Genomic DNA, 26,677 nt, shown 5'->3' on the forward strand with positions numbered 1-26,677 from the left:
AATAAAAATTCATGACTAAAGTCCTGACTACGAACTTGTTCTAAGTCAGCAGTTATAATTAATATAAAACTTCAAGGTTAAAAATATTATGAATTTTTCTGTAAAAGATTATACTAGTAATACTGTACCAAAGTTAAATTACGATGTCTTAATTGAAAATCAACAAGATGGCAAAGTTAAAGCAACATTGTTAGGTTTACCAGACTGCCAAGGTTTAGGAAATACAGAAACGGAAGCAATCGAAAAAGTCAGTCAAAGTTTGCAAACTCGGTTACAAACAGCAAAGATTGTGACTTTAGAAATTGAAGCACCCAAAGTAGAAAATCCTTGGTTGAAAATAGCTGGTAAATATAAAGATGATCCACAATTTGAGGAAATGCTGGAATATATAGAAGAGTATCGACGTGAATTGGATGCAGACAATGAAGAGAGGGAAATTTAGACTTGAATGATTTAAGAATTCTAGATACGGATCACCTATCATTGATGCAAAGAGGTAATCCATTTATCATCCAGAGATTAAATAAATCGAATCCTCAAAATATTGCTATCACTATTATTACAGCAACAGAACAACTGGTGGGACGACTCAATATTATCAGAGCTAATTTGTAAACTCAAGTAAAGTACTTGTCTTGCAAGGATTTCAGGAATTTGAGTCAAAAAAATACTTATTCGCTGAAACTCAGACCTAGTAACGACTTGAGTATCCTTCAGATTTTCTTTACGAATCAGCTCTCAACAGGGCTACTTCATCAAATGATTTAGTCTTTGCTTATGCCAGATTAAAAGATACATTAGAAGACTTAAATAATCTAAACGTACTAGCATTTAGTCATGATGCTGGCAAAATTTACGCTGAGTTAGTTAAGCAAAAAATTCGCGTTGGTACTCAAGATTTACGCATTGCGGCAATTACACTGTCAGTGAATGGTATTTTGGTTACTCGGAACTGCAAAGATTTTGAAAAAGTGCCTAATTTGCGTTTAGAAGATTGGACTATATCTTAATTTGTCCCAAGGATAATTAGCCAAGATACATACCAAGACTTTTTCTCACGTCAATTTATTCAAGATTCTTTAAAAGAATATCAAATTAAACTTTTAATATTTAATTCCTTAAGTCAGGACATTGTTTTATGGAAGGAAAAAATTACTCTCAAATCATTCAAGATATTTTAAATAACCATTCAGCTAATGATGTGGCTAATGGGACAGAGGTTCAATTGTTGTTTGACGCGGAACGCCATCATTATCAAGTCTTAAATATTGGCTGGAAAGAACAACGGAGAATTTATGGAACGATCGTTCATGTTGATATCAAAGACAAAAAAATTTGGATACAAAGAGATGGTACAGAAATCGGTATCGCTAATGAATTAATTGCTGCTGGAGTACCTAAAGAAGATATTGTATTAGGATTTCATGCTCCTTATAAACGCCAATTTACTGACTTTGCTATTGGATAAGTAGCAGGAAATAAGCAATAGTAATCTTTGCCCTAATCAGCCACTATCCGTTAAACTCAGAAATGCTGCGTTATTCCTCATCATGTCCGATTCCCAAACTGTTAGTGCTGCTGTTGCCAAACTCTACAATACCTACCCCTTTCCGCCAGAAGCCCTGTTGGATGAACCACCTCCAGGCTATAACTGGCGCTGGAATTGGCTAGCGGCTCATAACTTCTGCACCGGTCAAAAGCCCCAAAAGCAAGATATTCGGATTTTAGATGCAGGTTGCGGTACTGGTGTGGGTACAGAGTACTTAGTTCACCTCAATCCTCAAGCTTCTGTTGTGGGAATTGACCTCAGTACTGGTGCTTTAGCTGTAGCCAAAGAACGTTGTCAGCGTTCTGGGGCTAACCGCGTTGAATTTCATCACCTCAGCTTGTTTGATGTAGAACAGTTAACAGGTGAGTTTGATTTAATTAACTGTGTTGGCGTTTTGCATCATACCCCCGATCCCATTCGTGGGATTCAAGCTTTGGCGAAGAAGTTAGCCCCAGGCGGCTTAATGCACATTTTTGTGTACGGGGAGTTGGGACGTTGGGAAATCCAACTCATGCAAAAAGCGATCGCACTTCTTCAAGGTGACAAAAAAGGCGACTACCGCGATGGTGTCCAAGTCGGGCGACAAATATTTGCTTCTTTACCAGAAAATAACCGAATTGTCAAATACGATAAACAACGTTGGTCGCTAGAAAACAACAAGGATGAATACTTTGCTGATATGTACGTTCATCCTCAAGAAATTGACTACAACATTGAAACGCTGTTTGAATTAATTGATGCTTCGGGATTGGAATTTATTGGTTTCTCGAATCCGAGTTTCTGGGATTTAGACAGACTTTTGGGTAAAGCACCAGAGTTAGTAGAACGAGCAAAAGAATTGAGCGATCGCCAGCTTTATCGCCTGATAGAATTATTAGACCCAGAAGTAACTCATTACGAGTTTTTCCTCGGTCGTCCTCCTTTAATCAAAGCCGACTGGTCAGATGATAACGCTCTACTAGCAGCGATTCCCGAACTGAATCCTTGTATTGAGGGATTTCCCAGTCAATGTTTCTTTAATTACGATTATCAAATTGTGAATTTATCTGTAGCAGAATTTGAGTTTATGCAAAGATGTGATGCTAATGCCACAGTTGCAGAGATACTGACAAATGTAGAACTGGGATTGGATCGGGTAAGAAGCCTTTTGCAACAGCAGTTGATTTTATTGACACCTGCTTAGGGAATTCAAGTAAAAAATATCCAATTATTTATTGTGGGATGGGCCTTTCGGTTATCCCACAATTAGATATTTACCCTACCACAGCCGAACTTGCTACTTTCTCCTGTCTTTGAGAAGGCGGACGCATTCCCAAACCAAGTAAATTCAGCATTTCTCGGTCAGTATCGTAATCTGGACAGGGAGTTGTCACCGTCAACATCTTGTTGTCGTCGCTAGAAAAGATAGAATTGGCTCCTGCCATAAAGCAAAAAGCTTGCTCAACTTGAGAAAGTCTCGCCCTACCAGCACTAAGACGCACATCGGAAGCTGGCATTAAAATTCTGGCTGTAGCAATCATCCGCACAATATCCCAAATGGGAACATCAGGCTGATTTTCTAAGGGTGTGCCCGGTACTTGGGAAAGAATATTAATTGGCACAGACTCTGGATGAGGATGTAAGTTTGCCAGAGTTTGTAACATCCCAACCCGGTCATCGACTGTTTCGCCCAAGCCCAGGATACCGCCAGAACAGACGGTAACATTTGTCTGACGGACATTCTCAATTGTGTTCAAGCGATCGCTATATGTCCTTGTGGTAATAATTGTGCTGTAATATTCCTGCGAGGTATCTAAGTTATGGTTATAGGCATAAAGTCCTGCTTCTGACAATTTCTTGGCTTGATTTGCCGTCAACATACCTAGAGTGCAGCACACTTCTAAACCCATTGCAGTCACATCCTTGACCATTTCCAGGACTTCCTCAAATTGTGAGTTATCCCGGACTTCGCGCCAAGCAGCACCCATACAAATGCGACTAACACCAGTTTCTTTAGCTTTTTGGGCGATGTTAATTACCGTTTCCTTTTCTAGAAGTGCTTGCGCCTTTACCTCTGTTTTATAGCGAGAAGATTGGGCGCAGTAGCTACAATCTTCTGGACAACCTCCCGTTTTGATAGATATGAGCTTGCAAACTTGTATTTTTGTTGGGTCATGATATTGGCGATGCACGCTAGCAGCTTGATAAATAAGCTCTAGCAAAGGCGTGTTGTATATCGCCCGAATCTCTAATTCCTGCCAATCGTAGCGTATTCCCACCACATCACTATCCTTCTTGTAGACTGGGTTAAATCTTGAGCTGTCTTTTGCTTAAATCTGCTGCGGTACAGCCTTTGGGCAAAGCTATTTTATCGAAGTTGTACCCTGGACTGTGCTTTATCACCCATTGGCTCTCAATCCTTCCGCTCTAGATATTAGACATCAGCTTATCAAGATTTTGGTTGAATGGCAGATTAAAAGCAAAAATACTCACCCCATCTTTTGTAAAGGGCATTGGGCATACATATATCTTTTGTCATGCTGGTCAAGAGTTCAAAGTCTATATAAAATCAGTTAATTGACCCCTGACTCTTGACAAACTTTATGAAAAAATTATAAAACTTGCGTCAGTGCCGATCGTAAGACAGCCAATCTAACTGCTGCTAAACCGCAGACTATGAGAGAATTTATAGCATTTAGAGAATATTTTGAGAAGATATCCCGCCGATTAAATAATTTATGATATCAGAACTGCCAATAATTGCAAGCGATCGCCTATTATTACGAGCAGCGATCCATGAAGATATACCCCAAATTCTCAAATACTTCATTGATAACAAAACTTATCTCACTCCATTTTACCCTCTTTGGGCTGATGGTTTTTTCACTGAAGAATATTGGCAATATCAGATAGAGAATAGTTTTCTAGAATTTATCAATGGGCAATCGTTAAAACTATTTGTTTTTACCAAAAGAAATCCTACCGTAGTTATTGGAACGATCAACTTTAGCAATTTTGTCCGAGGAGCCGCTCATTTTTGCTATGTGGGATATAGTCTTGCTGAAAATAAACAAGGAAAAGGATATATGACAGAAGGTTTAAAATCTGCAACTCAATATCTATTTGAAGAGTTAAATTTTCACCGAGTTATGGCTAACTATATGCCTCACAATCGGCGCAGTGGTAATGTACTCAAAAGACTCGGTTTTGTCGTTGAAGGATACGCTAGAGACTATTTGTTAATTAATGGGCAATGGGAAGATCATATTTTGACAAGTCTTACAAATCCTTATTGGAAAGAACCTAAAATTTAAAAATCTGAGAATTATTGCCAATATTATTTATTTCAATTATCTATTTAAGCTGCTTTTAAATCAGTTAATTTATAATTCATAATTACCAACCTTGTTTAGTCAATATATAGAAGTAAGTATTTTTTAAATTGCACTCAAATACTAATTTGTAATTTTTGAGTAATCCCTATCTTACAGCTATTCGCAATCTTATCATATCTATATGAGAATGAGTTTAATATATCAGTTGTAACATTTACAAATTCATAGTAAATTCATCATAAATACACAACAACTCCACAGGCAAATGCAATAGTAATACTTGTTCGCTAACAAGCTTAGTTACTAAAGTTAGCTTTAGCCAATGTGTCCAATTTTCTTAAACAGTTGAGGAGTTTTTTAAAATGCTCATTAATTCTATAAAGCGCTTATCTGTCTTTTCTACTATCTTCGCTTTTGCTACCATCTTAAACGGAGTTGTCTTGGCAGCACCAGGCCCAAATTCCGCCACTACACCAGCCTTAAAAACTCAGACTAGTGCTGCATCACACCAGCCAATCAAACTCACAAATCAACAGCGTCTACAAATCCAAGCGGCTCGCCAGCAAAGAGACAAGGATATTGAGGCTCTATTAAACCCGTCCCAAGATACTAAATTTAAAGCAGCACTGCAATCCCGTCAGAGAATCAGAATAGTGTTAAAATCTTTGGAGCTGAATCCAGATCAACAGAAACAGGTTCAATCAATTTTGCAAGCTTATAACCTGCAAGTGAAAAAAATTCTAGCTTCACAGGTATCACAAACAACATCAAAACCAGGAGAAATTGCTTCACCAACATCACAACCAATTAAAAAATAAAAAATCAGTTTTATTTCATTAAGTTTAAATTTTGCAAGACTGGCGGATTTTATCCAAACTTCGATTAAGCCAGTCTTATTTTTTTTAATATCCAAAACTTTATTTATTTTAGAGGATGTTTTAAAATTTATGATTGATGTATCAAATATTTTTTTTGCTCATTTTGCTCATTATTTAGTTTAAGTTAAAAAAAAGGCTATAATTTTTGAATCAACATATCTCATGGCAGAGGTAAAAATTTACTCGTGAGCGATTGACACGCGTCTACGAACTTACGCCAGCTTCAGCGTTATAATTATTCTGAGTTGCCTAACCCAATACAGGTGTATAAGCTTCAACATTGAGAGGGCTTATTCTGTACAAACCACTTTTCACAGGCATCTTTGACCACTTTTCTCTCTTCAGACGACAAAACCTCATCTGGCTGACCAGAAGCTAAAATTTTAGCGGCAGTAACCGCTTTTTCATATAACACACCGCACTGAACCAGTTCTGAACAAAAGATTTTTTCTCTTTCTTCTACTGGTGTAAAGAAATTAATTGGCATTTAGAAAAAAAATTATTTAGTTTTGTTTTTAAGAGAATACTTTTTATTACTAAACTTCTTCTTCTATCTAGTGAATAATTTCAGGCAGATAAAACATAGTTTAATGTAAAGTTTGTTAGTAATAAAAAATACAAAACTGAAATTTCTCGTTGATTATTTTATCAGGCAGTTTGATACAACTACAAATTAGTCAGCGTTCTTGCTTCAATTCCACGTTTTTCAAGGTGACTCACTTCTGCCTGCTGAAGCGCTCTCGATTTTGATCTGGATCGCTTTTTGCGTCTATGCTGATGATGCTGAAGCCAGAGGTAGTATTAAAGAAAGAATGAATTAGCTTTGCTCGTAATGACTCTGGCTGAAACTCCAAACGACAAGAATTCTAGCAATCCTTTTCTCACCCTCAACTACGAAACCGCCTTAGAATCTCTAGGAGGCGACTACTACGATGAGGTTGCAGCGGCAGAATTTCCTCAACACCTCCTGCGTTGGCGTAACGATGAACTATTACCCCGTTTCGGTCTAGACCCCCAAGCAGTCAAAGACGAAGATTTCATCACAGCCTTTGGCCAATTTCAGGGGCGTAAACCCTTGTTGGCACTGCGTTATCACGGCTATCAATTTGGTGAATATAACGGACAGTTGGGTGATGGTAGAGGCTTTCTCTACGGGCAAGTCCGCGCCAATGATGGCGAATTATACGATTTTGGCACTAAAGGTTCTGGGAGAACGCCCTACTCCCGTGGTGGTGATGGTATGCTCACGCTCAAAGGTGGGGTGCGGGAAGTTCTGGCTGCGGAAGCGCTGCACTACTTGGGTGTACGTACTTCGCGCTGTCTGAGCATGATTGAAACAGGTTTACCACTCTGGCGGGGCGATGAACCTTCGCCTACCCGTTCATCTGTGATGGTTAGGATGAGCAGTTCTCATATTCGATTTGGCACTTTTGAGCGACTGCACTATTTTCAGCGTCCAGATTTAACTCAGAAGTTATTAGACCACGTAATTGAGCAGTATTATCGACACTTAAATGCTGAAGAAGATAAATATATCCTGTTTTACGCCGAATTAGTTAAACGGGTTGCACAACTAGTAGCGCAGTGGATGGCGGCTGGCTTTTGTCATGCAGTCCTGAATACTGACAATATGTCGATTACGGGAGAAAGTTTTGATTATGGCCCTTATGCATTTATCCCTACTTATGACCCATACTTTATCGCTGCATATTTTGATTATTATGGACGCTACTGTTACAGTAATCAACCAATTATTTGCAAGCTGAATTTAGAAATGCTCCAGGAACCTTTAAAGGCAATTATTGATAAAGGTGATATGGAGAATAGTTTAGCTAGGTTTGATGAATATTATCAAGCTGAATACAATTCTTTGATGTTGAAAAAGTTGGGTTTTGTGGAGTTGCAAAATCCCCAAGCTGAAGAACTCTTAAATCTCACGATTGAATTCTTGAAAACAAGTCAAGTTGGTTATCACCAATTTTTCTATGAAATGGCTCGTACTTTTTCATCTAAATGGCGAGATGAACCAGGTTTTGTAATGAATAGTTCAGATATTGTACCAGCACCGGGCGCATCAGCAATTTTTGATGATTGGTGCATAGCATACCATAAAATATTGAATGATTTTGATAGCGATCGCCTTGATATAATAGCCCAAACTCTAGCTGTTAATAATCCCAAAACGGCATTATTAAGACCTGTAATTGAGTCGGTTTGGGAAGCAATTACTCAGGAAGATAATTGGCAACCTTTTTATGATTTAATCAAGGCAATTCAGTCTAGGAAGTAGTCAATTTACAGCTACTTTCTTTTTAATATAGTACTTCTCGTTTGTATGCAATACACTCTGACCTCACTTCCATTCCTCTCTCCTCTTAGGAGAGAGGCTTTGAAACTTACTCCCCTTCCCTTGTAGGGAAGGGGCTGGGGGTTAGGTCTGTATTCCATGCAATTGAGAACCGCTATATTATGACTTTTTGTGCTTGGTTAGTGGTTAGCTGTTCCACCTTTAATTTGCATAATTAGGGCAGGCAAGATGCCCAATCCACAAGATGTATAATTTATTTCTTGGAAGTCCCTTATGGATATTGAAGAAATGTTGGATAGATATGAAGCGGGAGAAAGAAACTTCGCTTGGAGTGTTAATTGCAGCAGAACTGGTTTGTTCATGATAGCGGTCGATCTGAGTGGGGCTGACCTGAGTGGGATCAACTTGAAAGGAGCCTTTTTGGAAGGAGCTGATTTGACTAATACCAATCTCAGTGGGGCTAATCTCAGGGGAAGCAACATGCATCAAATTGATTTGACTGGGGCTATCCTTAATGGTGCTGATTTGACTGGGGCTGAGGGGGCTGAAGCTAGTTTCTATGATACTTCTTTTGTCAGGGCTAACCTGAGCGGGGTTGAAATGAACCAATGTATTTTTAATGGTGCTAATTTCAGCCATGCTATTTTCAGGGGCGCTATTCTGGAGGACTCTAGTTTTCGTGGTGCTAACTTCACCAATGCCGATTTGCGTTCGGTTGAGGGCTTCTATAACATTCGTGAGGCTATTTTCAGTAATACCATTATGGAAGATGGAAATATTTGGTACGACAGTATTGGGTATTGAAGACCATACAATATTGCTGTCCGCATATATTTCGTTCTTTTGGAACCTTCATATATAAATTGTCTTAGCCAAAACGCGATCGCGAATTTGAGGTTTAAGACCGTTCTTAGTGATAATATCTACCTTCAACCCAAAAAGCTGACTTAAATAATCCCTAAGTTCCACCAACATAATAAAAGTAGATGCTATTTCATAATCAACCAGAATATCTATATCAATCACTTACTTCTGTCTGCTCTCTCTAGCATAAGAACTAAAGATACCGATTTCTGTAATTTGATAAATTTCATAGAGAGATTGCTTTGGTAGTGATAAAATTTGTCGAATTTCATTAATAGTTTTCATCACATTTCATCCTTGCAAAACTTCAGCAACAGTCAACTTGAGATCGGCAAATAGAGGGGAAACGATCGCATTATCTCCCACATACACCTGCTCATCATAAAAACCCTCCACCCACTCCAAAACCGTCACTTTTAGAACTTACGCATTGACAAGTGGAACAAAAAGTGTATAACGAAAATGTAGAAAAATACCAGCGATCGCTAGTTAATAGAGGCATGAAAAACAGATAATTTACCTGTTTGTGTTTAGGGTTCGGACAATCAGAGCAATTACAAAACCATCCACTGCCAAGTGTGACCTCAACACTTACACTTTGTTCTTGCTAGCAGAATCAAAGTATTCAGGTTGCCAACGTTTGGCGCAGATAATGAAAAATTTGTCTCATGATAGCGTCAATAGATTTTTGCTGCGTGAGCAGTACGAACCCAAGGATTTATTTGAAGAAATCAAACCACACATCAACTTAATTGGAGGTACTTTAAGTGGTGACGATACAGTAGTTGATAAGCCTCATAGCAATCCAAAAATAACGGAATTAATTGGTTACTATTACTCAGGTAGACACCATCGTGCCGTTAAAGGAATTCAATTAATTACCTTGTATTACACGGATGTATCTTTTAAGTCTGTGCCAGGAAATTATCGCATTTATAACAAACAGGATGGAAAGACTAAAAATGATTATTTGCAAGAAATGATTGCTGAGGTTTTGGATTGGGGTCTTAGTCCAAAAACAGTGACTACTGATAGTTGGTACTCCAGTCAGAAAAACCTCAAGTTCTTTAAAGACAAGGAATTAAGGTTTTTAACAGGAGTAGCTAAAAATCGTTCATGTTCAGTCGATGGGAAAAATTATACTCAAGTCCAAAACTTAGAAATTCCAGAAGTTGGTTTAGTAGTGTATCTAAAAAACTTTGGTCAGGTAAAGGTATTTCGCAGAAGTTTCAAAAACGAAGCTTACAGATATTACATTATGTATATTCCTGAAAAAGATGCACTTTTATCAATTTCTAGAGCAGACTTCAAAGAATTACACTCAATACATTGGGGTATTGAGTGTTACCACAGAGCTATTAAACAAGTTTGTGGTGTTGGTAAATTTATGGTGAGGACAACTGAGGCCATCAGAACTCATTTTTTTAGCGCAATTCGAGCTTTTACACAGCTAGAATTAATGCGAGCAGAAGAGTTAATAGAAAATTGGTACGAACTCCAAAGAAATTTATCTCTTCAAGTAGCCCGTGACTTTATTTTAGAACACCTATCACAGAAGTTGATCCAGATTGCATAATACCAATTTTCTGTCAATGCGTAAGTTCTAACTTTTTGGGCAATCGGATCGACAATCCAATACTCAACAATTCCCCGCGCTGCATACTCAGAACGCTTGTAACGATAATCCCGATTTTCCTGATTTGGACTCACCACTTCAACCACCAATAACGGTGGTGGCATATCCATCAAAATTAGCGATCGTGTAGCCCCTTGCATTACAGTCGCCAACTCCTCAGAAAACACCACCAAATCAGGAACACGCACCCCCACCTGCCGGCTATTCACAGAAACTTCTGTTTTCATACTCAAACGGTAATAAGGAATACCTAATTTAGAAAAATAGATTAATAAAAACGTAGCTATCCGGCGATTTAGCTCGCTTTCTAATGGCATTTGAATTAATTTTCCATTCTCCAATTCATATAAATTATCCGTTCCATCGTCAAACTGAAGAAATTCTTCCAAAGTCATCTTTTTAGTGGCTGCAACTGTCATTGCTTTTTCTCCCATAGTTAGCTTGTATTGATTATTTTAACTAATTACTAATTCGTAATACTCGCCAAAAGCGAGAAGCAAGCTATGTAATTCGTAATTTTTGGGTTTAATTCTCCTTCTTCTATACGTGAATTTGTTTGGATCGAGGTCTAAATCCCCGTTCCAAACGGTCTTTAACTAGGAATTACGAATTATCAATTACGAATTATTTTAACAATGCCTCTAATTTCTCCATCCCCTGCTGAATCTCCGCCTCTAACTTTGCCAAATTAGCAATTTCATTCTTTTGGAACCCCAAATTTCATCGAGTATAGATACTCATTCTTCTAGCTCAAAAACCGAATTTGTGAACTCAAAAACTAATTCGGTTGTCTCAAAACCTCAAACTTCCCTGCATCTAACTAAACTGTTGAGCATAAAACCGCGCATAGCGACGCTCTAGAGCTAACAATTCTTCATGAGTTCCCGATTCGACAATTTGACCCTGTTCGAGAACTAAAATCCGATCGCACCTTCTAACTGTCGATAAACGGTGAGCAATAATAAACACCGTCCGTTTTTCCATCAATCTTTCCAGCGCTTCCTGTACCAGTGCTTCTGACTCGGAATCTAAGGCTGATGTCGCCTCATCAAGAATCAAGATTTGAGGATTGAGCAGAACAGCACGAGCGATCGCAATTCTTTGTCTTTGTCCACCTGATAAGTTTACCCCACGTTCGCCTACCCAAGTCTTATAACCTTCTGGTAGTTGGCTAATAAATTGATGGGCATTAGCAATTTTTGCTGCCTCTTTAACTGCTTTTATGTCAAAAATATATTGTCCAAAGGCGATATTTTGAGCAATCGTCCCCGAAAACATGATGGTTTCTTGAGGAACAATCCCAATTTGTCGCCGCAAACTATGCAATTTCACATCTCGAATATCAACATCGTCAATAAAGATTTGACCAACTTCGGGATCGTAAAAACGGGGTAAAAGATTTACAAATGTGGTTTTACCAGCACCAGAAGCACCCACAAGTGCGATCGCTTCACCTGGCGATACCAATAAACTGATATCTTTTAATACAGGTTCACCCGGTTTATAAGCAAAGGAAATATGACGATATTCTACTTTGCCTTTGACTAGGGGGAGAGCGATCGCATCGATCTTTTCGATCGTCGTCGGCTGAATTGCCATTAATTCAAAAACACGGTCAACAGATGCTTCACCCTGCTTAAATTCGTTGTAGTTGTTAGTAGTATGACCAATGGGATCGATTAACAGCGCCGCCGCCGCCAGGTAACTGAAAAAATTCGCCACTGTCAAGTTACCTTGGGAAATTTGCCAAGCTCCCACAATCAGTAACGATAGCGCACTTAAGGCTTCCAAAAATCCAACGATCGGAATCTGAATCGCTTTCAGGCGTTCGGCTGAGTATTTGGCTTTGAGACTGCGTTCTGCTTCATGGCCAAAACGAGCAATTTCGTAATTTTCAGCAGCAAAAGCCTGTACCAAACGAATCCCGTTGAAAACTTCCGCGATGATGGCTGATAAACCCGATACGCGATTTTGACTTTTTAAGGAATACTTACGTAACCGTTCGCCAAACCAGCCAACTAAAATACCCATGAGTGGTGCAACTATCACTGTTGCTAATGTTAGTTGCCAATTCAGATAAATCATGTAAATCGGAATTGCTAGCAACTGCAAAATACAGGGGATAAAGTCGTGAAATACTTTATTTACCACTTCGCCAACGCGGTCAACATCTTCGGTGAGGCGGTAAGATAAATCACCTGCTTTTGCGGTTTCAAAATAGCTGAGATTTAGCTTTTGCAGATGAGCGTAGACTTGCTGACGGAGATGAAAAGCAACTTGCAAAGCAGCTTTCGCCATATACATATCTTGTATAGACTGAAACAAGCCTCTAACAAGAAATACTAAAGCACAACTGCCAGTTATTTGAGCGATCGCTACTACATTACCTTGGGCAAAGGGAGTTGCCAATTTCCCGGCAAGATTAATCAACACTAAAGTCGCTAGTACGTATCCCAAGATCCCAATAAGTCCCTTGGTGATGGTTTGCCACTGGAGCCGGATATAAGGCAGTAGTTGCCAGTAATTAGAACGCGTTTTCAAGCTCGAAAGTCCACAGCGATATTTTACTTTGTTTGACGCTAGCAGTTTTGGGGAGTTTCTGAACACTTAACTAATTAGTTACACACTGTTTGAGCGTTCGTTCTTTTATGATTGAAGTGGAATGTTCATTCGTGGGGTCTTGCTTTATGAAACTGGAAGAGTATTTCAACACCCTTGCACCAGATGACATTCGACTCAAAGGAACCCGCATTGGGATTGAGAGCATTCTTTACGAGTATATCTATCGCTGCAAAACACCAGAAGAAATTGCCGGACAATTTCATACGGTGACGCTGGAACAGGTTTATGCCACGATTTTGTATTATTTGCATCATCGTTCAGAGGTTGATGCGTATCTGGTAGATTGGTTAGAATTTTCTCGAACCATGCGCGAAGAACAACAGCGAAATCCTTCTCCTGCCAGGATGAGGTTTCGGCGGATGCAGGAAGAAAACGCTCCAAAGCATTTACAGGAAAGCTAATGGCAATCCGGTATCTGTTGGATGAACATCTGAATCCTACATATCGCTCCCAACTTGTGCGGCGCAACCCTGAATTGATCGTGCGAATCATTGGCGATTTAGATGTGCCATCCAAAGGCACTCCAGATCCAGAGATTTTGATTTGGTGCGAAACCAATGAATTTATTTTGGTGACAAACAACCGTAAGTCTATGCCCGGACATTTGGCTGACCATTTAGCTTCAGGGTCGCCATATACCTGGAATATTCACCATCGATGCAAACCAAAGCATCGGACAAACTGTTGAAGAGTTAATTCTCATTGTGGAAGCTTCGTTTGAGGATGAATACCAGGATCGAATTGAATATCTACCCCTGAGCCAATAGCCCATTCTCCACTCCCTCACCCTTCCACCCCTCACTTCCCTGCCTACTAAGATAATTTTTGCTGTTTCTCAACAATTCGTGTGTTAATTTCTTGAAGTTCTTTTATGTAGGGTATCCATAACTCTTTATCAGCTTGCTTAATTACTTGCTCAACCTTACGCATATCTTTTTTGCTATAGCTGATTTCAGGGATCTCAGAAACTCTTTTACTCAAATTACCCTCTAGTTTAGACAGTGCGTTGTGCTGTTGCTAACGCTCTCTACTGTGTTCTAAAAAATTAGCCCTCTCCTTGTAAGTAAGGAAAAGGCTGAATTAATCTTAAAATACTTCGTAATTTTCCGGTTCAATTACGAATTACGAACTTGTACTGAGCGTCTTGCTCTGAGCGAAGCCGTAAAGCCTGCGCCATAGCTACGCTTCGGGCGCAGCCTCTCCAAGAGTTGGGAGCCGAAGTATTACGAATTACGAACTACTTAATATCCGCCTTCTTCTTCGTATTCTGGCTGTCTTTCCTTGACTTTTTTCGGAATATTCACAGGCTTCGGTGCATCTTCCCAAGCATCGCCGTCTACGTCGTCATAATCATCGTATTCGTCAACGTATGGCTTGCTATAGGGCTGGGCTTCATACTTTAGTGGCTGCGGTTGTTGATACCTGTCGCTGCCCGTTGCCTCGCTCCAGTTATCTTCTTCCTCGTCTTCTTCGTATTGAATAGATTCATACTGCCGCGCCTTCATTACCTGACGCTGTGGCCTTTCTTCTTCCACATAGTCTTCATTCCATTCTTCTTGCGCTACGGGTTCGGGGGCGCGAACTTTTTGCCTGGGTGGCTGCAATGGCACTCCACTAGGCAGTTGATTGGGTGGTGCAATTGTCCGAGGTGGAGTATAGCCGTATTCTTCTTCTATATCTCGCTCCCAAGGTGCTTTGCCGATACCCAGACGCTCTAGTAAACCAACTGTTAATTGATTCACTCGTTCTTCAGCTCCCTCAAACACAATCAACCGATTAGGGCCAGTGCTGACAATTTCATCGACTGAGAACTCGTAAGTACTCACAAATTGATCGGGAATTTGGGGTAATCCTAAAGAAGCAATGACTATAGATTCAAGCTTCCCACTTTCGCCGTTGAACTTGAAGCCGCGAACTTTGCCTAAGACTTCACCTGTTTCTGTAATTACTTCCCAGTTAATTAAATTACTGAAAGATTCAACATCGATATCTTCAATAACATCTTCGTTATCAACCAGGATGACATCACCAATCTGGCTGATGTTGTTGAGGTACATATAGCGCGGTATGCCCGAAATAGAGATCAGGCTGTCTCGCAAACCAAGAGCCACAACCTCTCGTTGATCGATATCAACCCAGACTTGACTGATGATGCCTAGCCGCTTGCCGTTGTCGCGGGTAATCACCTGGGTATTTAATATGTCGGAACGCCTAATTATCTGTTCAGAGGTCATTCTATACCGAGTCCTGATCTCGAATCCGGTTTGGTTTATCTATACACTATTATTAACAAAAACTCAAGCAGATGTATTGGATGATTGTAATTTAATCCCCAAAACTTGAGTGTAAGCTCCTCGTGCTTGAGTAACGCCAATTGTGCGTTCGGCTGATTCTATCATCGGACGACGCAAACTCACAACTATAAATTGCGCTTGTTGTGACTGTTGTTTAATCATTTTAGCTAATCGCTCTACGTTTGCTCCATCTAGGAACATATCTACTTCGTCAAAGGCGTAAAATGGCGATGGGCGGTAGCGTTGCAGGGCAAAAATAAAGCTCAAGGCGGTGAGTGATTTTTCTCCCCCAGACATGGAAGCTAGGCGCTGTACGGGTTTACCTTTGGGATGTGCGACTAAATTTAGCCCACTATTAAAGGGATCTTCGGGATTTTCGAGTTGCAAGAAGCCGTCACCATCTGAAAGAATGGCAAAAATTGATTGAAAGTTTTCATTCACAGCATCGAAAGCTTCTTTAAAGGCAAGTTGCCGCAATGTGGTAAAGTTTTCAATCCGTAAAAGTAGTTCGGTGCGTTCTCCTTCTAGTGTTTCTAATTTTTGCGTGAGTTCTTGAAGGCGGTTTTGAGTGCGTTCGTATTCTTCCAACGCCAGCATATTAACAGGTTCCATTGCTTGTAAGCGTTTGGTAAGCGATCGCAATTCTTTCTGCAATTCTTCTAAATCTACTTTGTCTGGCACTTCTGGCAAGGGATTTGGTAATTCTGCTCCCATATCTTGCAATTGAGTTTGCAGTGCAATTAGTTCCTCTCGCCGCTTCTCTTGGGTTTCTTGGAGTTTTTGGATTTCCCATTCCAATTGTTGTTGGCGCAAAAGATGCGATCGCACTTCTTGTTCTGTAGCGTCGCGTTTTTGTTTCTCTTCGCCTAAATTTTGTTCCATTTGACTCAACGATAAACGGGTTTGGGTGATTTGCTCGTCTATCGTTGTGGTTTGTGAAAAGACGCGATGAATTGCGTCTTTACAAGAGGTTTGTTGGGTTTCGTATTCGGTGATTCGCGTTTCTGCTTCTTGGATTTTTTCTTGTAAACGTTGTTGCTGATTCTCTAAATTTTTTAATCTTTGTTCTGCTTCCCGTAATGCTGTTTCACGTTGTTGTAATTGTTGCTCTTGAATTTTAATGGTTGCCTGGATTTGTTGCCATTCACTGGGGGTTTGGGATGCTTCTAACTCTGCTAATGCGTGTCGCAATTGTTGCAACTCATTTTCTTGCCCAGGTAATTCCCGCTCTAAAATTTCTAATCGGGATTGAGCAGTGGCTAATTTTTCGCTGTTTTGGGCGAGTTGCGATCGCGTCCCCTCTAATTGCGCTGTCAAATTCTTAATATCTTTTTGCAACTGTTCCAATTGCAACTGCTGTTCTCGCCGCGTCTGACGCGCTTCTGTTAATTCTTGGGTGAGTTTTTTGGCTCTAGCTGACAAAGTAGCGATCGCTTCAGTACAACGCTCTAAAATTCGCTCAATATCCACCAAGCGACTTTTTAAAGCGATCGCTTCATCAGATTCCGCCGCTTCACCCGTACCAAAACGTAACGCTGAACGCTGGGTATTACTACCACCAGTCATTGCGCCACTAGTTTCCAGAAGTTCCCCGTCTAAGGTGACGATGCGATACAATCCTAAATTTTTCCGCGCCGCTTCCAGGTTGGCAAATACTACCGTGTTACCGAAAACATAGCTAAATACATCTTTGTAACGGCGATCGCAATCAACTAAGTTAACAGCATAGTTAACAAAACCGCTAGCAAAACGCAGCGTTGCATCTTGGGTAAATTTGGGAACGTGAATTTTATTTAGTGGTAAAAAAGTCGCTCTCCCTGCACGTTTCTGTTTGAGCAGTTCAATCCCGGCTGCGGCGATGCTGTCATCTTCCACCACAATATGTCCCAAGCGTCCACCAGCAGCCATTTCCAAGGCTAGCTGATGGCGGGGTTCCACCAGTCCCAACTGCACAACTAAACCGCAAACACCAGGCATTCCTGATTGTAAAATGACTTTACTAGCTTGGGTTCCTTGGACTTCTTGCTGTGCTTGCGCTTGCGCCTCGATTTTATCCAACTGACGTTGTTTTTCTCGTTGTTCAGAAAGTAACCGTTTTTGGGTTTCCTGTTGGATTTGCAGTTCTTGTTCTGTGGCTGAGAGATTTTGGGCTAAATTTTGGATGGGTTCGCTAGAGGTGTTAAATTCTGTTTCAATTTGATTACATTCAGTTTGTTTTTCTGCTAGTAGCGGTTCGTCGCGTTCAATTAACTGGCTTTGCTCTTGGATTAACTGCTGTAACTGATTATTGCGTTCCCTGAGTTGTGCTTGTTCTGTGCGTTGCGGTTCTAAAGTGTGCAGCAAAGCTTCTATTTGACGGTTGAATGCTGTTTGTTGCTGCACCCAGGCTTCTGAAGCCGAGGCGATTTCTGCGGCGGCTTCGCGGGAGGTTTCTAAGGCTTGGTGGGCTTCATTTCTTTGGTGTTGGGAAGACGCGATGAATCGCGTCTCTACAAGCTGGGTTTCGGCAATTTCTTGTAGGGAATGACGGTGTTTTTGAATCTCTTGCTGAGTTTGAGCTAGACGTTTGGCAGTTTCTTGGGAAGCTGTTTGTAATTCGGTTAGCTGACGCTGGAGTTGTTTACGTTCTGCTTCTTGGGTGGCGAGGGTAGATTGTACTGCCAAAAGTTCCTCTTCTCCCAATGCTTTAACGTGGGCATTGAGTTGTTCGAGTTCAGCCGTTTTTTGGACGATTTCAGAATTTAAGCTGGTGAGTTGGGTAGTGAGTCCGGTAAAATTGCGATCGCCTGTTTGAATTTCGTGAACTAACTTTTCTTGTTGTGTTTGCAAGGAACGCCATGATAAAACAGCTTCCCAGGATTGTTTAGCCAGAAATTCTGTGCGGAGTTTTTGATATTTTTCAGCTTTCGCCCGATCTTGGGAAAGGCGATCGCGCTGTGCAGTTAATTCCGTTTCAATAATCCGACAGCTATCTTCCTTTTCCTTCACCTCATCTAAAGTTGATTTGGCTTGGACAATTTTGCGATCGAACGCCGCTACCCCAGCTAATTCATCAATAATTTCCCGTCGTTCCCGCCCATTCATCGAGATAATGCTGGTGACATCCCCTTGAAGTACCACATTGTAGCCTTCAGGATAAACCCGTAGATTACTTAGTTCCCCATGCAACTCTGTTAACGTGCAAGGTACACCATTGATATAATAATTCGATGTGTAAGTCCCTTGGTGAGTGACTCGTAGCCTTCTAGTAACACTCCACTCTGCCGATTTTGGATTTTGGATTTTGGATTTTGGTTCTTCCCCTACTTCCTCCGCCTCCCCTGCCTCCCCTGCCTCCCCTGCCTCTTCTACTTCCTCCCTTTCCGCCTTTGCGTCTTTGTCTGAAATTTCATCCGACAAATCAAACGTTACGGTGACGCTAGCCTCAATCGAGGCACGTCCTTTAGCCGTTTGAGTGTTATTTACCAAATCCGGTAAGCGATCGGCTCGCATTCCCTTAGAACTAGAGAGTCCCAGGCAAAAGAGCAGTGCATCTAAGATATTAGACTTACCCGAACCATTTGGCCCAGATATGACAGTACACCCCGGTAGCAAAGGGACAGAAGTAGTGCCACCGAAGGATTTGAAGTTCGTAAGTTCCACGCGCTTGATGTGTACCATAGGCGCTGGTTCGCTGGGCTAATGAAGAACAAGTGTATCAACTAATTAAGAATTCGCAAGAGGGTAAACCGGAGAATTGGAAATTATAGTAGACGCATTGCGGTGAGCCTGCAAGCTTTACCCAAAAGGCTTACCACAGGCGATCGCTCAGTGTACGACACAAATTTTGATGTCGCAAACTGAACATCAAAATTTTCCCAGAGCAGATAATATCATGTCTGACTAATTACTTGTAATTCAAAAATTTCTTTCAAGATATAACTAGTTTGAAATCGGCTCAAGGCATTCTCACACCGCAATATGACCTGCTCAGGAACAGGAAGGAGTAAGGAAAAAAAGTAACTCAACCAAATGGTAGAGGATATTAAAAGCACCAAATGAATTTATAATATAGTAATCTTTACAATTGGAAAAACGTAGAAAGAAAGTCCTCTTTACTACCCCAATCTACTGTCTGTGATTTAGTTCTTAACCCGCAAATATTTGTAGAACTTAGTAATGAAGAAATTAATTAAAGGTCTGCGCGAATTTAAATCTAGCTATTTTTCGGTACATCAAAAATTATTTGAACAACTTTCGCATGGTCAAAAGCCCAGAGTATTATTTATTACCTGTTCTGATTCTCGTCTCGATCCAAATCTAATTACACAAGCTCAAGTTGGTGAATTATTTGTCATTCGCAATGCAGGCAACATCATTCCACCCTATGGGGCAAGTAATGGCGGTGAAGGTGCGACAATTGAATATGCTGTTCAAGCTTTAGATGTTCGCCAAATTATTATTTGTGGTCATTCTCATTGCGGTGCAATGAAAGGATTAATGAAGTTACACAATCTCAGCGATGAAATGCCACTTGTACATGATTGGCTGAAATATGCAGAAGCAACTCGAAGGCTAGTTATAGACCACTATAGCCACTACGACGGAGAAGAACTGCTAGAGATTATGATTGCCGAAAATGTTCTTACTCAAATTGAGAATTTGCGGACATATCCAGTGATTCACTCTAAGCTTTATCAGGGGGAACTCAGCATTTATGCTTGGATTTATCACATTGAAACAGGAGAAGTTTTCGCATACGATCCCCAAAAGCACGCTTATGTTTTGCCTCAAGCTTTGGTTCCAGAATCAGAAATAGATGAGTCGTTCAGGGATCGGGTTCCAAATACCAATGTAGCAGTGCGTTCCCCTCAAAACCAGCAGGATGATGTTCAACCTTATGAGAAACAGTCTGTTTCTCCATTTGAATGGTTTCCAATGAGACGACTTTCTCCAGAGCAGATGGAGCGAATTTATCGAGGTTCAAATAATGGAAGTTGAAAGATAAAAATATAGAATTTCAAACATTCTATTAGAGGGTTGAGGGTGAGGTTTTTGTACCTTACAGCTATTTTCAGGTAAATAAACTACGCGGTAGGGGCACAAGCAATGCTCAGTGGTGTAAACTTAAGCCAAAACCCTTTTAAAATCTCGTTTTCAGCCAGAGGCTGAAAATGTTACTCTTGGCGGTGCCGCGAGTTGGGAGGCGGAGCCTCAATGAAGGGCATTCCCAGTCTGAGACTGGGAACGAGATCGATGGGTATTAACTACCTATTCTTGACTTTTATTTAAGTAAGTCAAAAATAGAGACTTACGTCTGTATAAGTCTCTATTTGGTTTCCATGTCGATGCTAACTGAAAGCTTCAATTATTCTTTTATGGCTTTTTTACAGCATCAACTTTTGCTTCTACCTTCACCGTCTTCACACCTTGAACTTCTTTAGCCAAGGTTTCAGCTTTCTTAAGTTCTTCAACAGAACTGGCTGTACCTTTAAGAACAATTTCACCCTGTTTGTTTTCAACTTGTAACTTGTTGCCTGGTAAGCCTTTATTTAACTTGGCGCTAACTTCAGTTTTTAAATCGCTCTTAGCTTTTGTTGCTGCTGTTTTTTCAGCATCAGTTTTAACTTTAGTATCTGTACTAGCTGCTAAAGGAGTAGTTTGTGTTTCTGGAACTTTGACAGTTTGATTTGTCTGTGAAGCTGGTTTTGCTGGTGCTTGAGCGGCTTCATTAGTTGTGCTAGGAGTTTCTGAACTAGTTTTAGGAGCCTCTTGGCAGCCAAAAGTACCAACTACCAAAATGCTACTAACTAATAATAGAATTAGTTTTTTCATTATTTATCTCCGAATTGAGTACTTGAAGCGATTAATTGAGATGTGTGTCATGGTGAGGAGCAAATTTAAAAAAACAATTAAAAGTGAAGTCGCAAAAGTGCTTCAGCAATAGCTCAGGTTACTGAAAATTGAAATTTGGGCAATTTCTTGAAGCTAAGATTTTGCACCCGGTTTTGAGAAATCTCAATTCAATTTTTCTGACGGCTGCTAACCAGGATGGCTTTACACACAGTCTGTGGCTCTCGATGAATTTAATGTAGATGCACAGTAGCTCTTTTGATGGTAGACTATGCCACTCCACAGTAGTGACTCGATGTTATCAGATTTGAATTAATTTGGCGATGTCTATGACGAATTTCAAACTTCAGCCTTTTTGCAATCCTGTATAAGCATTCTTACCAGCAAAATGTTACTTTATAAAACTATGGCTTACTTACAATGCTTTAAATATCAGGAAATATTAGTCAATGCCCTACCTTACTTCGGCTAGCGAAATTCGTGCCATTGTCGCTGAATATACAAACGCTAAAACATTGTGGATAGATACAGAAGTCGCTGACTATAAAAGTCGTAATCCCCGATTATCGCTGATTCAGGTATTAGATAATCCTCAAGATATGAGTGGCGATCGCGTCTATCTTTTAGATGTATTAGACCAACCTAATATTATAGCTGAATTTATTGAAAAAATTATGATAAATTCTGCCATTGAAAAAGTTTTTCACAACGCGAGTTACGATCTAAAATTTCTCGGTAGCAAGAAAGCGAAAAATATTACTTGCACTTTGGAAATGGCTAAAAAAATCCCCTATTATCTTTTGCCATTACCCAACTACCAACTCCAAACAATAGCTACAGCACTTTGTAGCTTTAATAATATCGATAAACAAGAACAAAAAAGTGATTGGGCAAAACGCCCTCTGACTGAAGAACAGATAGAGTATGCTTACCTAGACTGCATTTATCTTGCTCAAATTCACCTAAATTTGTTAGGCTTACAAGCCCAAGCCAGCCCCGATCCTGCAACAGAAGACTTAAGCTCGCTAAGTGCTAGATACTCGCAAGTTGAGCAGCAGTGGAAATTGTTGAATTCAGAATTTGAGCATTTGCAAGAACGTATAAAAAAAGCTATGCAAGCTCAGAATATATCAGAAACTTATGATTATAAGCTGACTAGTTATGAACGAACTACAATCAAAGCTGCATTTACAGAATTGGCAAAGCTAGCACAAACTCAAGGTATTGATTTAGATTTTCCGATTACGCTAACTCAGAAACTCCAAAAAGATTTAGGGGAAAATCTAGAACAACTATCTGTAGATATTGACAAAACTACCTCTTGGCGACTAACTTCTAAAACTCCAGAGAGTGAAACAGAGGATGAGTAAATTGTTCATATTGATACAAATGTCAGATTTTCTAGAGTGATTGTGAAGAATAAATATTGAAATTTAATAATTCTTTCCTCCTCCCTTATCTGAGAAATATATAAAATATTAGGGAAATTTGTCAATTAACTTGAAAGGACTATCAAAAGTTAGAATAATTATTGAGTTAAAGAATTAAAATCTAGATTTTGGTACTAATTCCATTCAGGTATTATGGCAGTTTATATTAACTTATGAAACGGCGTTTATTTGGGCGAAAGCGAACAAGGGTAAATACTTTATTTACCATAGCTATTTTTACTACATTGACAGCAACTAGCAGTATTTCTTGTAGTAAGAATGACAATGTATTAGTAACAGAAATAGGAGTTAGTCAACCTAGCCGTGGTTCAGCGACAACTTCCATTGGTGGGGAATTTTATCTTCAGGGAAAGAATCAGCATTTAAACGGCGACTTGCAAGCTGCGATCGCTTCTTATAGTAAGGCAATTAGTCAAAATTCTCAGTATGGCGCTGCTTACAACGCGCGGGGATTAGCCTATTTTGATTTGGGAGACAAGGAAAAAGCGATCGCAGATTACAATCAAGCACTCCGCATCAACCCCAATGATGCCGAAGCCCACAATAACTTAGGGAATGCCCGCGCCTCACTGGGAAACAACAGAGAAGCAGTTAAAGATTACAGTGAAGCAATTCGCCTAAATCCCAACTATGCCGAAGCCTACAATAATCGGGGAAATGCCCGCGCCACCAATGGAGATAAAAAAGGGGCAATAGACGATCTCGATCAAGCGATTCTCCTCAACCCCAAATATGCGATCGCCTATAATAATCGAGGAAATGCTCGTGCTGCCAATGGAGATTTCCAGGGTGCGATCGCAGATTACAATCAAGCCATTAGCCTCAATCGTAACTTTGCCCCTGCCTACAATAACCGAGGAAATGCCCGCGCCACCAATGGAGACAAACAGGGGGCACTCAGGGACTTACAACAAGCAGCAAGTATTTTTCAAAGTCAAGGTAACAACGACTTATACCAACAAGTGATGAATAATATCAAAGAACTTGGACAGTAGCAGGGGGGCAGGGGAGCAGGGGGCAGGGAGCAGGGAGCAGCTTTCTGGGGCAGGTTTTTTTGATTAGACAAATTTTTGGGATTTTAAAACCAAAACCATTGTCTGAGAACTTAAAACTACGTTCAATAATTGAGAACATTCTCAACTATTTATCGAAAGCCTAAAAGCCTGCCCTTGAAAGGCAGGGAGCAGGGGGCAGGGGGAACCTAATGCCCAATGCCCAATGCCCAATGACAAAATCACATCCCAGAACCAATGTGAATGCGATCTTCAACTTCTGCAAATTTTTCCTGTGCCAGCTGTTCAGTACTCAACAGTGAAACGACAATCGCCACAATAAACGCCAGTGGGATACTGATTAATCCAGGATTTTTGAGGGGAAAGGGTGCAGAAGCGTGCTTGAGAATCGTTACTTGAATAGTAGGTGATAAATAAATCAGCACTAAAGAGGAGACAGTTCCTACTAACATACTTGCAACCGCACCATTGGTAGTGAAGCGTCGCCAAAGCATGGATAAGAGCAATGCTGGGAAGTTTGCACTCGCAGCGATCGCAAATGCTAAACCTACCATATAAGCGACATTTTGTCCTTTAAACAAGATGCCCAAGAATATCGCCACTAACCCCAAAAGCATTGTTGCACCGCGAGCCACCTTCAGTTGTTCTGACTCGTCAGCATGGCCAGAGCGCACCACATTTACCCACAAATCATGAGACAATGCAGCTGCACCTGAGAGTGTCAACCCAGCGACAACTGCCAAAATCGTTGCAAAGGAAACAGCCGCGATAAAACCTAAGAAAGCATCGCCACCGAGAAATTCTGCCAACATTGGTGCAGCCATATTACCACCAGTACCAATTTGCTTGATGGCATCTTGACCTACTAACACCATCGCTCCAAAGCCTAAGATGAAGGTAAGGAGATAAAAAACGCCAATAATAGCTGTGGCATAAGTAACAGAGAGCCGCGCTGCTTTGGCGTCGGGTACTGTGTAGAAACGCATGAGAATGTGGGGTAATCCAGCAGTGCCGAACATCAACGACATCCCCAAGGAGATAGCATCAAAGGGATCGGAAACCAGTTTGCCCGGAGCTAATACACCTGTATACTTCTGGGATGCAGCAGCGAAAAGAGCGATCGGGTTAAAACCAAATCGTGCCAGTACCAAGATAGCTAGTAAAACAGTTCCGCCGAGCAACAAAACTGCTTTGATAATTTGTACCCAAGTGGTGGCAATCATCCCGCCAAAAATCACATAAGCCATCATCACACAACCGACGATGACCACAGCTAATTCATAATCAAAGCCAAACAATAGTTTGATTAATTCCCCAGCACCTACCATCTGGGCAATTAAGTAAAAGCTAATTACTACTAGCGTTCCAATTGCAGATGCGATACGTACAGGTTTTTGCTGCAAGCGAAAAGCCACTACATCGGCAAAAGTGTATTTACCTAAGTTACGCAGTGGTTCGGCAATTAGGAACATGACAATCGGCCAGCCCACCAGGAAGCCGATAGAATAAATTAAGCCGTCAAAGCCATTGAGTGCCACCAGCCCAGCGATACCTAAAAAGCTAGCTGCACTCATAAAGTCTCCAGCCAAGGCCAGCCCATTTTGGAAACCGCTGATTTTACCACCAGCTGTATAGAACTGTGCCGTATTTTTGGTGAGCTTTGCCGCCCAATAGGTAATGCCTAAAGAACTTACAACAAACAGAAAAAAGAAAGCGATCGCCAATGGGTTAAACTTACCAAGACTGGTAATATCCGCCGCTAGTGGCAGATCGAACCACACACTATTCATGCTTTTTTGGTTTAGTATTTTGAATTTGGGACTAGAAATTGCTAATAGGTATTGGGCATTGGGCATGGGGCATTGGGCATTGGGCATGGAAAAGAGACAAGGTAGACAAGGAAGAGGGGGAAGACTTGGGAGAGATTTGTTCAATAATTCCCCCTTGTCTCCCTTGTCTCCCTTGTCCCCCTTGTCCCCCTTGTCCCCCTGCTCCCATGCCCCATGCCCTATACCCCATTTTTAGTTGCGTGTCAGCCTTGCAATTTGGTCGTCATAACTACTATTTGCCCAACGCACATAGATAAAAATTAATACCCATGCTGAGACAATTACCAGCGCCCCTAGTAAAATTCCCAAGCTGAGACCAGGAACTACTAATGACCCCAGCAGGGGTTTATTGAACGCGATTAATAGGATAAAGCCAAAGTAAATAAACATCATAGCTCCACTGAGAATCAGGGATACCCGCCAACGTTCAGCGGCGAGAGCCTGGAGAGCCTTTGTGCGATCGTTCATGTCTTCCTTTAGGTTGAGAAGATTAGGTCAGATTGTCTCATTGAAGCTGATCTCTGCGTAATTTTCTTAAAGATTATTAGTAAATCTATTGCTATATCAGGTAATAAAATTAACTTTGCAAAGCGATCTACCCAAATAACAAGACAATAAACCTCTTGCAAAAGTAACTTTTGCAAGAGGTGGGAAAAGGGGAAAGGTTTTTTTATTCCTTTTGCCTTTCCCCCTTACCCTTTTCCCTACTTCTGCAAGAAGTCTAATAGTGACTCTGTTTTGAGTCAAGAAACATAAAACTATAGATGCAGTTAGACACAAATAAAGCTCATCTATTTGTGATTTGTGATTTTGCGCATACAAGTATTTTTTTATACATTCAATTAAGTCTATAGCTAACCAATTAAGTTTTTAGATACTAAAAAATAAAATAAATACGTAGTTATTCCCAGGTTTTAAAATCCTTAAAGTGTTATGAACTACTTTTTTTAAGCTATAAAATCAACTGAGATTAATATAAGTAGTAAATTTTAATTTATAAAATATACCAAAAATTACGGTAGCTATTTAAGTACCGATTTTAGTAAAATTTATACCATTATTTTGTTATTACGTAGATAGGGCATTA

The 26,677-nt window shown here is 40.4% G+C and carries 26 protein-coding genes and 1 pseudogene; 15 read left to right on the forward strand and 12 right to left on the reverse strand.

Going from position 1 to position 26,677, the window contains the following annotated elements:
• Positions 1-88: 88 nt before the first annotated feature.
• The 5 genes from NSTCB13_RS33335 to NSTCB13_RS33355 all read left to right on the forward strand — a co-directional run bounded on the left by NSTCB13_RS33335 (position 89) and on the right by NSTCB13_RS33355 (position 2,732).
• Positions 89-442 carry a hypothetical protein gene (locus NSTCB13_RS33335; RefSeq protein WP_448275308.1) on the forward strand — a complete coding sequence of 118 codons (354 nt, stop codon included), beginning with the start codon at positions 89-91 and terminating at the stop codon, positions 440-442.
• 44 nt (positions 443-486) lie between these two features.
• A complete protein-coding gene (locus tag NSTCB13_RS33340; RefSeq protein WP_448275309.1) occupies positions 487-615 on the forward strand; it encodes a hypothetical protein in 129 nt (42 codons plus the stop codon).
• A 410-nt stretch (positions 616-1,025) separates the two neighbouring features.
• The gene (locus tag NSTCB13_RS33345; protein ID WP_448275872.1) at positions 1,026-1,181 is read left to right on the forward strand and encodes an element excision factor XisH family protein; all 156 of its coding nucleotides are present in this window, start codon (positions 1,026-1,028) and stop codon (positions 1,179-1,181) included.
• Complete coding sequence (locus NSTCB13_RS33350) at positions 1,139-1,468, forward strand: element excision factor XisI family protein (RefSeq protein WP_448275311.1); 330 nt, start codon at positions 1,139-1,141, stop codon at positions 1,466-1,468. The genes NSTCB13_RS33345 and NSTCB13_RS33350 overlap by 43 nt, the downstream gene beginning before the upstream one ends.
• 82 nt (positions 1,469-1,550) lie before the next feature.
• Positions 1,551-2,732, forward strand: coding sequence for a class I SAM-dependent methyltransferase (locus tag NSTCB13_RS33355; protein ID WP_448275313.1), 1,182 nt, complete (start codon positions 1,551-1,553; stop codon positions 2,730-2,732).
• Between the two features lie 70 nt (positions 2,733-2,802).
• Here NSTCB13_RS33355 and bioB read toward each other — a convergent pair whose 3' ends face one another.
• Positions 2,803-3,810 (reverse strand): biotin synthase BioB, encoded by a 1,008-nt coding sequence (gene bioB, locus NSTCB13_RS33360; protein WP_445631842.1) that lies wholly within the window; start codon positions 3,808-3,810, stop codon positions 2,803-2,805.
• A gap of 456 nt (positions 3,811-4,266) precedes the next feature.
• Here bioB and NSTCB13_RS33365 point away from each other — a divergent pair, with 456 nt between their 5' ends.
• Positions 4,267-4,842, forward strand: coding sequence for a GNAT family N-acetyltransferase (locus NSTCB13_RS33365; protein ID WP_445631843.1), 576 nt, complete (start codon positions 4,267-4,269; stop codon positions 4,840-4,842).
• 383 nt (positions 4,843-5,225) lie between these two features.
• Positions 5,226-5,681, forward strand: a complete 456-nt coding sequence (locus NSTCB13_RS33370; RefSeq protein ID WP_448275315.1) for a hypothetical protein — start codon at positions 5,226-5,228, stop codon at positions 5,679-5,681.
• Positions 5,682-6,015: 334 nt separating this feature from the next.
• Here NSTCB13_RS33370 and NSTCB13_RS33375 read toward each other — a convergent pair whose 3' ends face one another.
• A complete protein-coding gene (locus tag NSTCB13_RS33375; protein ID WP_448275317.1) occupies positions 6,016-6,228 on the reverse strand; it encodes a hypothetical protein in 213 nt (70 codons plus the stop codon).
• Between the two features lie 345 nt (positions 6,229-6,573).
• Between NSTCB13_RS33375 and NSTCB13_RS33380 the strand changes: the two genes are divergently transcribed.
• On the forward strand, positions 6,574-8,031 hold the full coding sequence (locus NSTCB13_RS33380) for a protein adenylyltransferase SelO (RefSeq protein WP_448275319.1): 1,458 nt from the start codon (positions 6,574-6,576) through the stop codon (positions 8,029-8,031).
• 291 nt (positions 8,032-8,322) lie between these two features.
• On the forward strand, positions 8,323-8,853 hold the full coding sequence (locus NSTCB13_RS33385) for a pentapeptide repeat-containing protein (RefSeq protein ID WP_448275321.1): 531 nt from the start codon (positions 8,323-8,325) through the stop codon (positions 8,851-8,853).
• Between the two features lie 48 nt (positions 8,854-8,901).
• On the opposite strand, the gene NSTCB13_RS33390 is transcribed toward NSTCB13_RS33385, so the two are convergent.
• Complete coding sequence (locus NSTCB13_RS33390) at positions 8,902-9,075, reverse strand: nucleotidyltransferase family protein (protein WP_448266944.1); 174 nt, start codon at positions 9,073-9,075, stop codon at positions 8,902-8,904.
• A gap of 129 nt (positions 9,076-9,204) precedes the next feature.
• A pseudogene (locus tag NSTCB13_RS33395) lies at positions 9,205-9,330 on the reverse strand (Uma2 family endonuclease); the annotation flags it as partial.
• Positions 9,331-9,457: 127 nt separating this feature from the next.
• On the opposite strand from NSTCB13_RS33395, the gene NSTCB13_RS33400 reads away from it, so the two are divergent.
• The gene (locus NSTCB13_RS33400) at positions 9,458-10,489 is read left to right on the forward strand and encodes an IS701 family transposase (protein WP_448275874.1); all 1,032 of its coding nucleotides are present in this window, start codon (positions 9,458-9,460) and stop codon (positions 10,487-10,489) included.
• On the opposite strand, the gene NSTCB13_RS33405 is transcribed toward NSTCB13_RS33400, so the two are convergent.
• Together NSTCB13_RS33405 and NSTCB13_RS33410 are read right to left on the reverse strand one after the other, a co-directional pair.
• Positions 10,429-10,968, reverse strand: a complete 540-nt coding sequence (locus tag NSTCB13_RS33405; protein ID WP_448275323.1) for a Uma2 family endonuclease — start codon at positions 10,966-10,968, stop codon at positions 10,429-10,431. The genes NSTCB13_RS33400 and NSTCB13_RS33405 overlap by 61 nt on opposite strands.
• A gap of 397 nt (positions 10,969-11,365) precedes the next feature.
• Positions 11,366-13,090, reverse strand: a complete 1,725-nt coding sequence (locus NSTCB13_RS33410; protein ID WP_445631850.1) for an ABC transporter ATP-binding protein — start codon at positions 13,088-13,090, stop codon at positions 11,366-11,368.
• A gap of 146 nt (positions 13,091-13,236) precedes the next feature.
• Here NSTCB13_RS33410 and NSTCB13_RS33415 point away from each other — a divergent pair, with 146 nt between their 5' ends.
• On the forward strand, positions 13,237-13,572 hold the full coding sequence (locus NSTCB13_RS33415; RefSeq protein WP_445631851.1) for a DUF433 domain-containing protein: 336 nt from the start codon (positions 13,237-13,239) through the stop codon (positions 13,570-13,572).
• A complete protein-coding gene (locus NSTCB13_RS33420) occupies positions 13,572-13,859 on the forward strand; it encodes a hypothetical protein (RefSeq protein ID WP_448275325.1) in 288 nt (95 codons plus the stop codon). The genes NSTCB13_RS33415 and NSTCB13_RS33420 overlap by 1 nt, the downstream gene beginning before the upstream one ends.
• Before the next feature lie 125 nt (positions 13,860-13,984).
• On the opposite strand, the gene NSTCB13_RS33425 is transcribed toward NSTCB13_RS33420, so the two are convergent.
• The 3 genes from NSTCB13_RS33425 to smc form a co-directional block, all read right to left on the reverse strand.
• Complete coding sequence (locus NSTCB13_RS33425; RefSeq protein WP_445631853.1) at positions 13,985-14,152, reverse strand: hypothetical protein; 168 nt, start codon at positions 14,150-14,152, stop codon at positions 13,985-13,987.
• Between the two features lie 260 nt (positions 14,153-14,412).
• A complete protein-coding gene (locus tag NSTCB13_RS33430) occupies positions 14,413-15,405 on the reverse strand; it encodes a PRC-barrel domain-containing protein (RefSeq protein ID WP_445631854.1) in 993 nt (330 codons plus the stop codon).
• Positions 15,406-15,468: 63 nt separating this feature from the next.
• Positions 15,469-19,125 carry a chromosome segregation protein SMC gene (gene smc / locus NSTCB13_RS33435; RefSeq protein ID WP_448275327.1) on the reverse strand — a complete coding sequence of 1,219 codons (3,657 nt, stop codon included), beginning with the start codon at positions 19,123-19,125 and terminating at the stop codon, positions 15,469-15,471.
• Between the two features lie 498 nt (positions 19,126-19,623).
• Between smc and NSTCB13_RS33440 the strand changes: the two genes are divergently transcribed.
• Positions 19,624-20,445, forward strand: a complete 822-nt coding sequence (locus NSTCB13_RS33440; RefSeq protein ID WP_322698582.1) for a carbonic anhydrase — start codon at positions 19,624-19,626, stop codon at positions 20,443-20,445.
• 375 nt (positions 20,446-20,820) lie between these two features.
• Here the strand turns inward: NSTCB13_RS33440 and NSTCB13_RS33445 are convergent, their stop codons facing one another.
• Positions 20,821-21,279: a BON domain-containing protein gene (locus tag NSTCB13_RS33445; RefSeq protein ID WP_448266937.1), complete on the reverse strand. Its 459-nt coding sequence runs from the start codon at positions 21,277-21,279 to the stop codon at positions 20,821-20,823.
• 467 nt (positions 21,280-21,746) lie between these two features.
• On the opposite strand from NSTCB13_RS33445, the gene NSTCB13_RS33450 reads away from it, so the two are divergent.
• A complete protein-coding gene (locus NSTCB13_RS33450) occupies positions 21,747-22,667 on the forward strand; it encodes a ribonuclease D (protein WP_448275328.1) in 921 nt (306 codons plus the stop codon).
• 233 nt (positions 22,668-22,900) lie between these two features.
• Positions 22,901-23,743, forward strand: coding sequence for a tetratricopeptide repeat protein (locus tag NSTCB13_RS33455; RefSeq protein WP_448266935.1), 843 nt, complete (start codon positions 22,901-22,903; stop codon positions 23,741-23,743).
• A 239-nt stretch (positions 23,744-23,982) separates the two neighbouring features.
• On the opposite strand, the gene NSTCB13_RS33460 is transcribed toward NSTCB13_RS33455, so the two are convergent.
• Both NSTCB13_RS33460 and NSTCB13_RS33465 read right to left on the reverse strand, forming a co-directional pair.
• Entirely contained in the window at positions 23,983-25,617 is a 1,635-nt protein-coding gene (locus NSTCB13_RS33460; protein WP_448275330.1) for a sodium:solute symporter family transporter, read from the reverse strand.
• Between the two features lie 165 nt (positions 25,618-25,782).
• On the reverse strand, positions 25,783-26,058 hold the full coding sequence (locus NSTCB13_RS33465) for a DUF485 domain-containing protein (RefSeq protein WP_448275332.1): 276 nt from the start codon (positions 26,056-26,058) through the stop codon (positions 25,783-25,785).
• Positions 26,059-26,677: the final 619 nt, after the last annotated feature.

Source organism: Nostoc sp. DSM 114160, from assembly GCF_053470305.1.

Coding starts and splice junctions, on each gene's coding strand:
- NSTCB13_RS33335 (WP_448275308.1), top strand. CDS start 89: ATGAATTTTTCTGTAAAAGATTATACTAGTAATACTGTACCAAAGTTA.
- NSTCB13_RS33355 (WP_448275313.1), top strand. CDS start 1,551: ATGTCCGATTCCCAAACTGTTAGTGCTGCTGTTGCCAAACTCTACAAT.
- NSTCB13_RS33465 (WP_448275332.1), bottom strand. CDS start 26,058: ATGAACGATCGCACAAAGGCTCTCCAGGCTCTCGCCGCTGAACGTTGG.
- NSTCB13_RS33370 (WP_448275315.1), top strand. CDS start 5,226: ATGCTCATTAATTCTATAAAGCGCTTATCTGTCTTTTCTACTATCTTC.
- NSTCB13_RS33405 (WP_448275323.1), bottom strand. CDS start 10,968: ATGACAGTTGCAGCCACTAAAAAGATGACTTTGGAAGAATTTCTTCAG.
- NSTCB13_RS33350 (WP_448275311.1), top strand. CDS start 1,139: ATGGAAGGAAAAAATTACTCTCAAATCATTCAAGATATTTTAAATAAC.
- NSTCB13_RS33415 (WP_445631851.1), top strand. CDS start 13,237: ATGAAACTGGAAGAGTATTTCAACACCCTTGCACCAGATGACATTCGA.
- NSTCB13_RS33375 (WP_448275317.1), bottom strand. CDS start 6,228: ATGCCAATTAATTTCTTTACACCAGTAGAAGAAAGAGAAAAAATCTTT.
- NSTCB13_RS33430 (WP_445631854.1), bottom strand. CDS start 15,405: ATGACCTCTGAACAGATAATTAGGCGTTCCGACATATTAAATACCCAG.
- smc (WP_448275327.1), bottom strand. CDS start 19,125: ATGGTACACATCAAGCGCGTGGAACTTACGAACTTCAAATCCTTCGGT.
- NSTCB13_RS33340 (WP_448275309.1), top strand. CDS start 487: ATGCAAAGAGGTAATCCATTTATCATCCAGAGATTAAATAAATCGAAT.
- NSTCB13_RS33445 (WP_448266937.1), bottom strand. CDS start 21,279: ATGAAAAAACTAATTCTATTATTAGTTAGTAGCATTTTGGTAGTTGGT.
- NSTCB13_RS33365 (WP_445631843.1), top strand. CDS start 4,267: ATGATATCAGAACTGCCAATAATTGCAAGCGATCGCCTATTATTACGA.
- NSTCB13_RS33385 (WP_448275321.1), top strand. CDS start 8,323: ATGGATATTGAAGAAATGTTGGATAGATATGAAGCGGGAGAAAGAAAC.
- NSTCB13_RS33450 (WP_448275328.1), top strand. CDS start 21,747: ATGCCCTACCTTACTTCGGCTAGCGAAATTCGTGCCATTGTCGCTGAA.
- NSTCB13_RS33460 (WP_448275330.1), bottom strand. CDS start 25,617: ATGCCCAATGCCCAATACCTATTAGCAATTTCTAGTCCCAAATTCAAA.
- NSTCB13_RS33455 (WP_448266935.1), top strand. CDS start 22,901: ATGAAACGGCGTTTATTTGGGCGAAAGCGAACAAGGGTAAATACTTTA.
- NSTCB13_RS33420 (WP_448275325.1), top strand. CDS start 13,572: ATGGCAATCCGGTATCTGTTGGATGAACATCTGAATCCTACATATCGC.
- NSTCB13_RS33440 (WP_322698582.1), top strand. CDS start 19,624: ATGAAGAAATTAATTAAAGGTCTGCGCGAATTTAAATCTAGCTATTTT.
- NSTCB13_RS33380 (WP_448275319.1), top strand. CDS start 6,574: ATGACTCTGGCTGAAACTCCAAACGACAAGAATTCTAGCAATCCTTTT.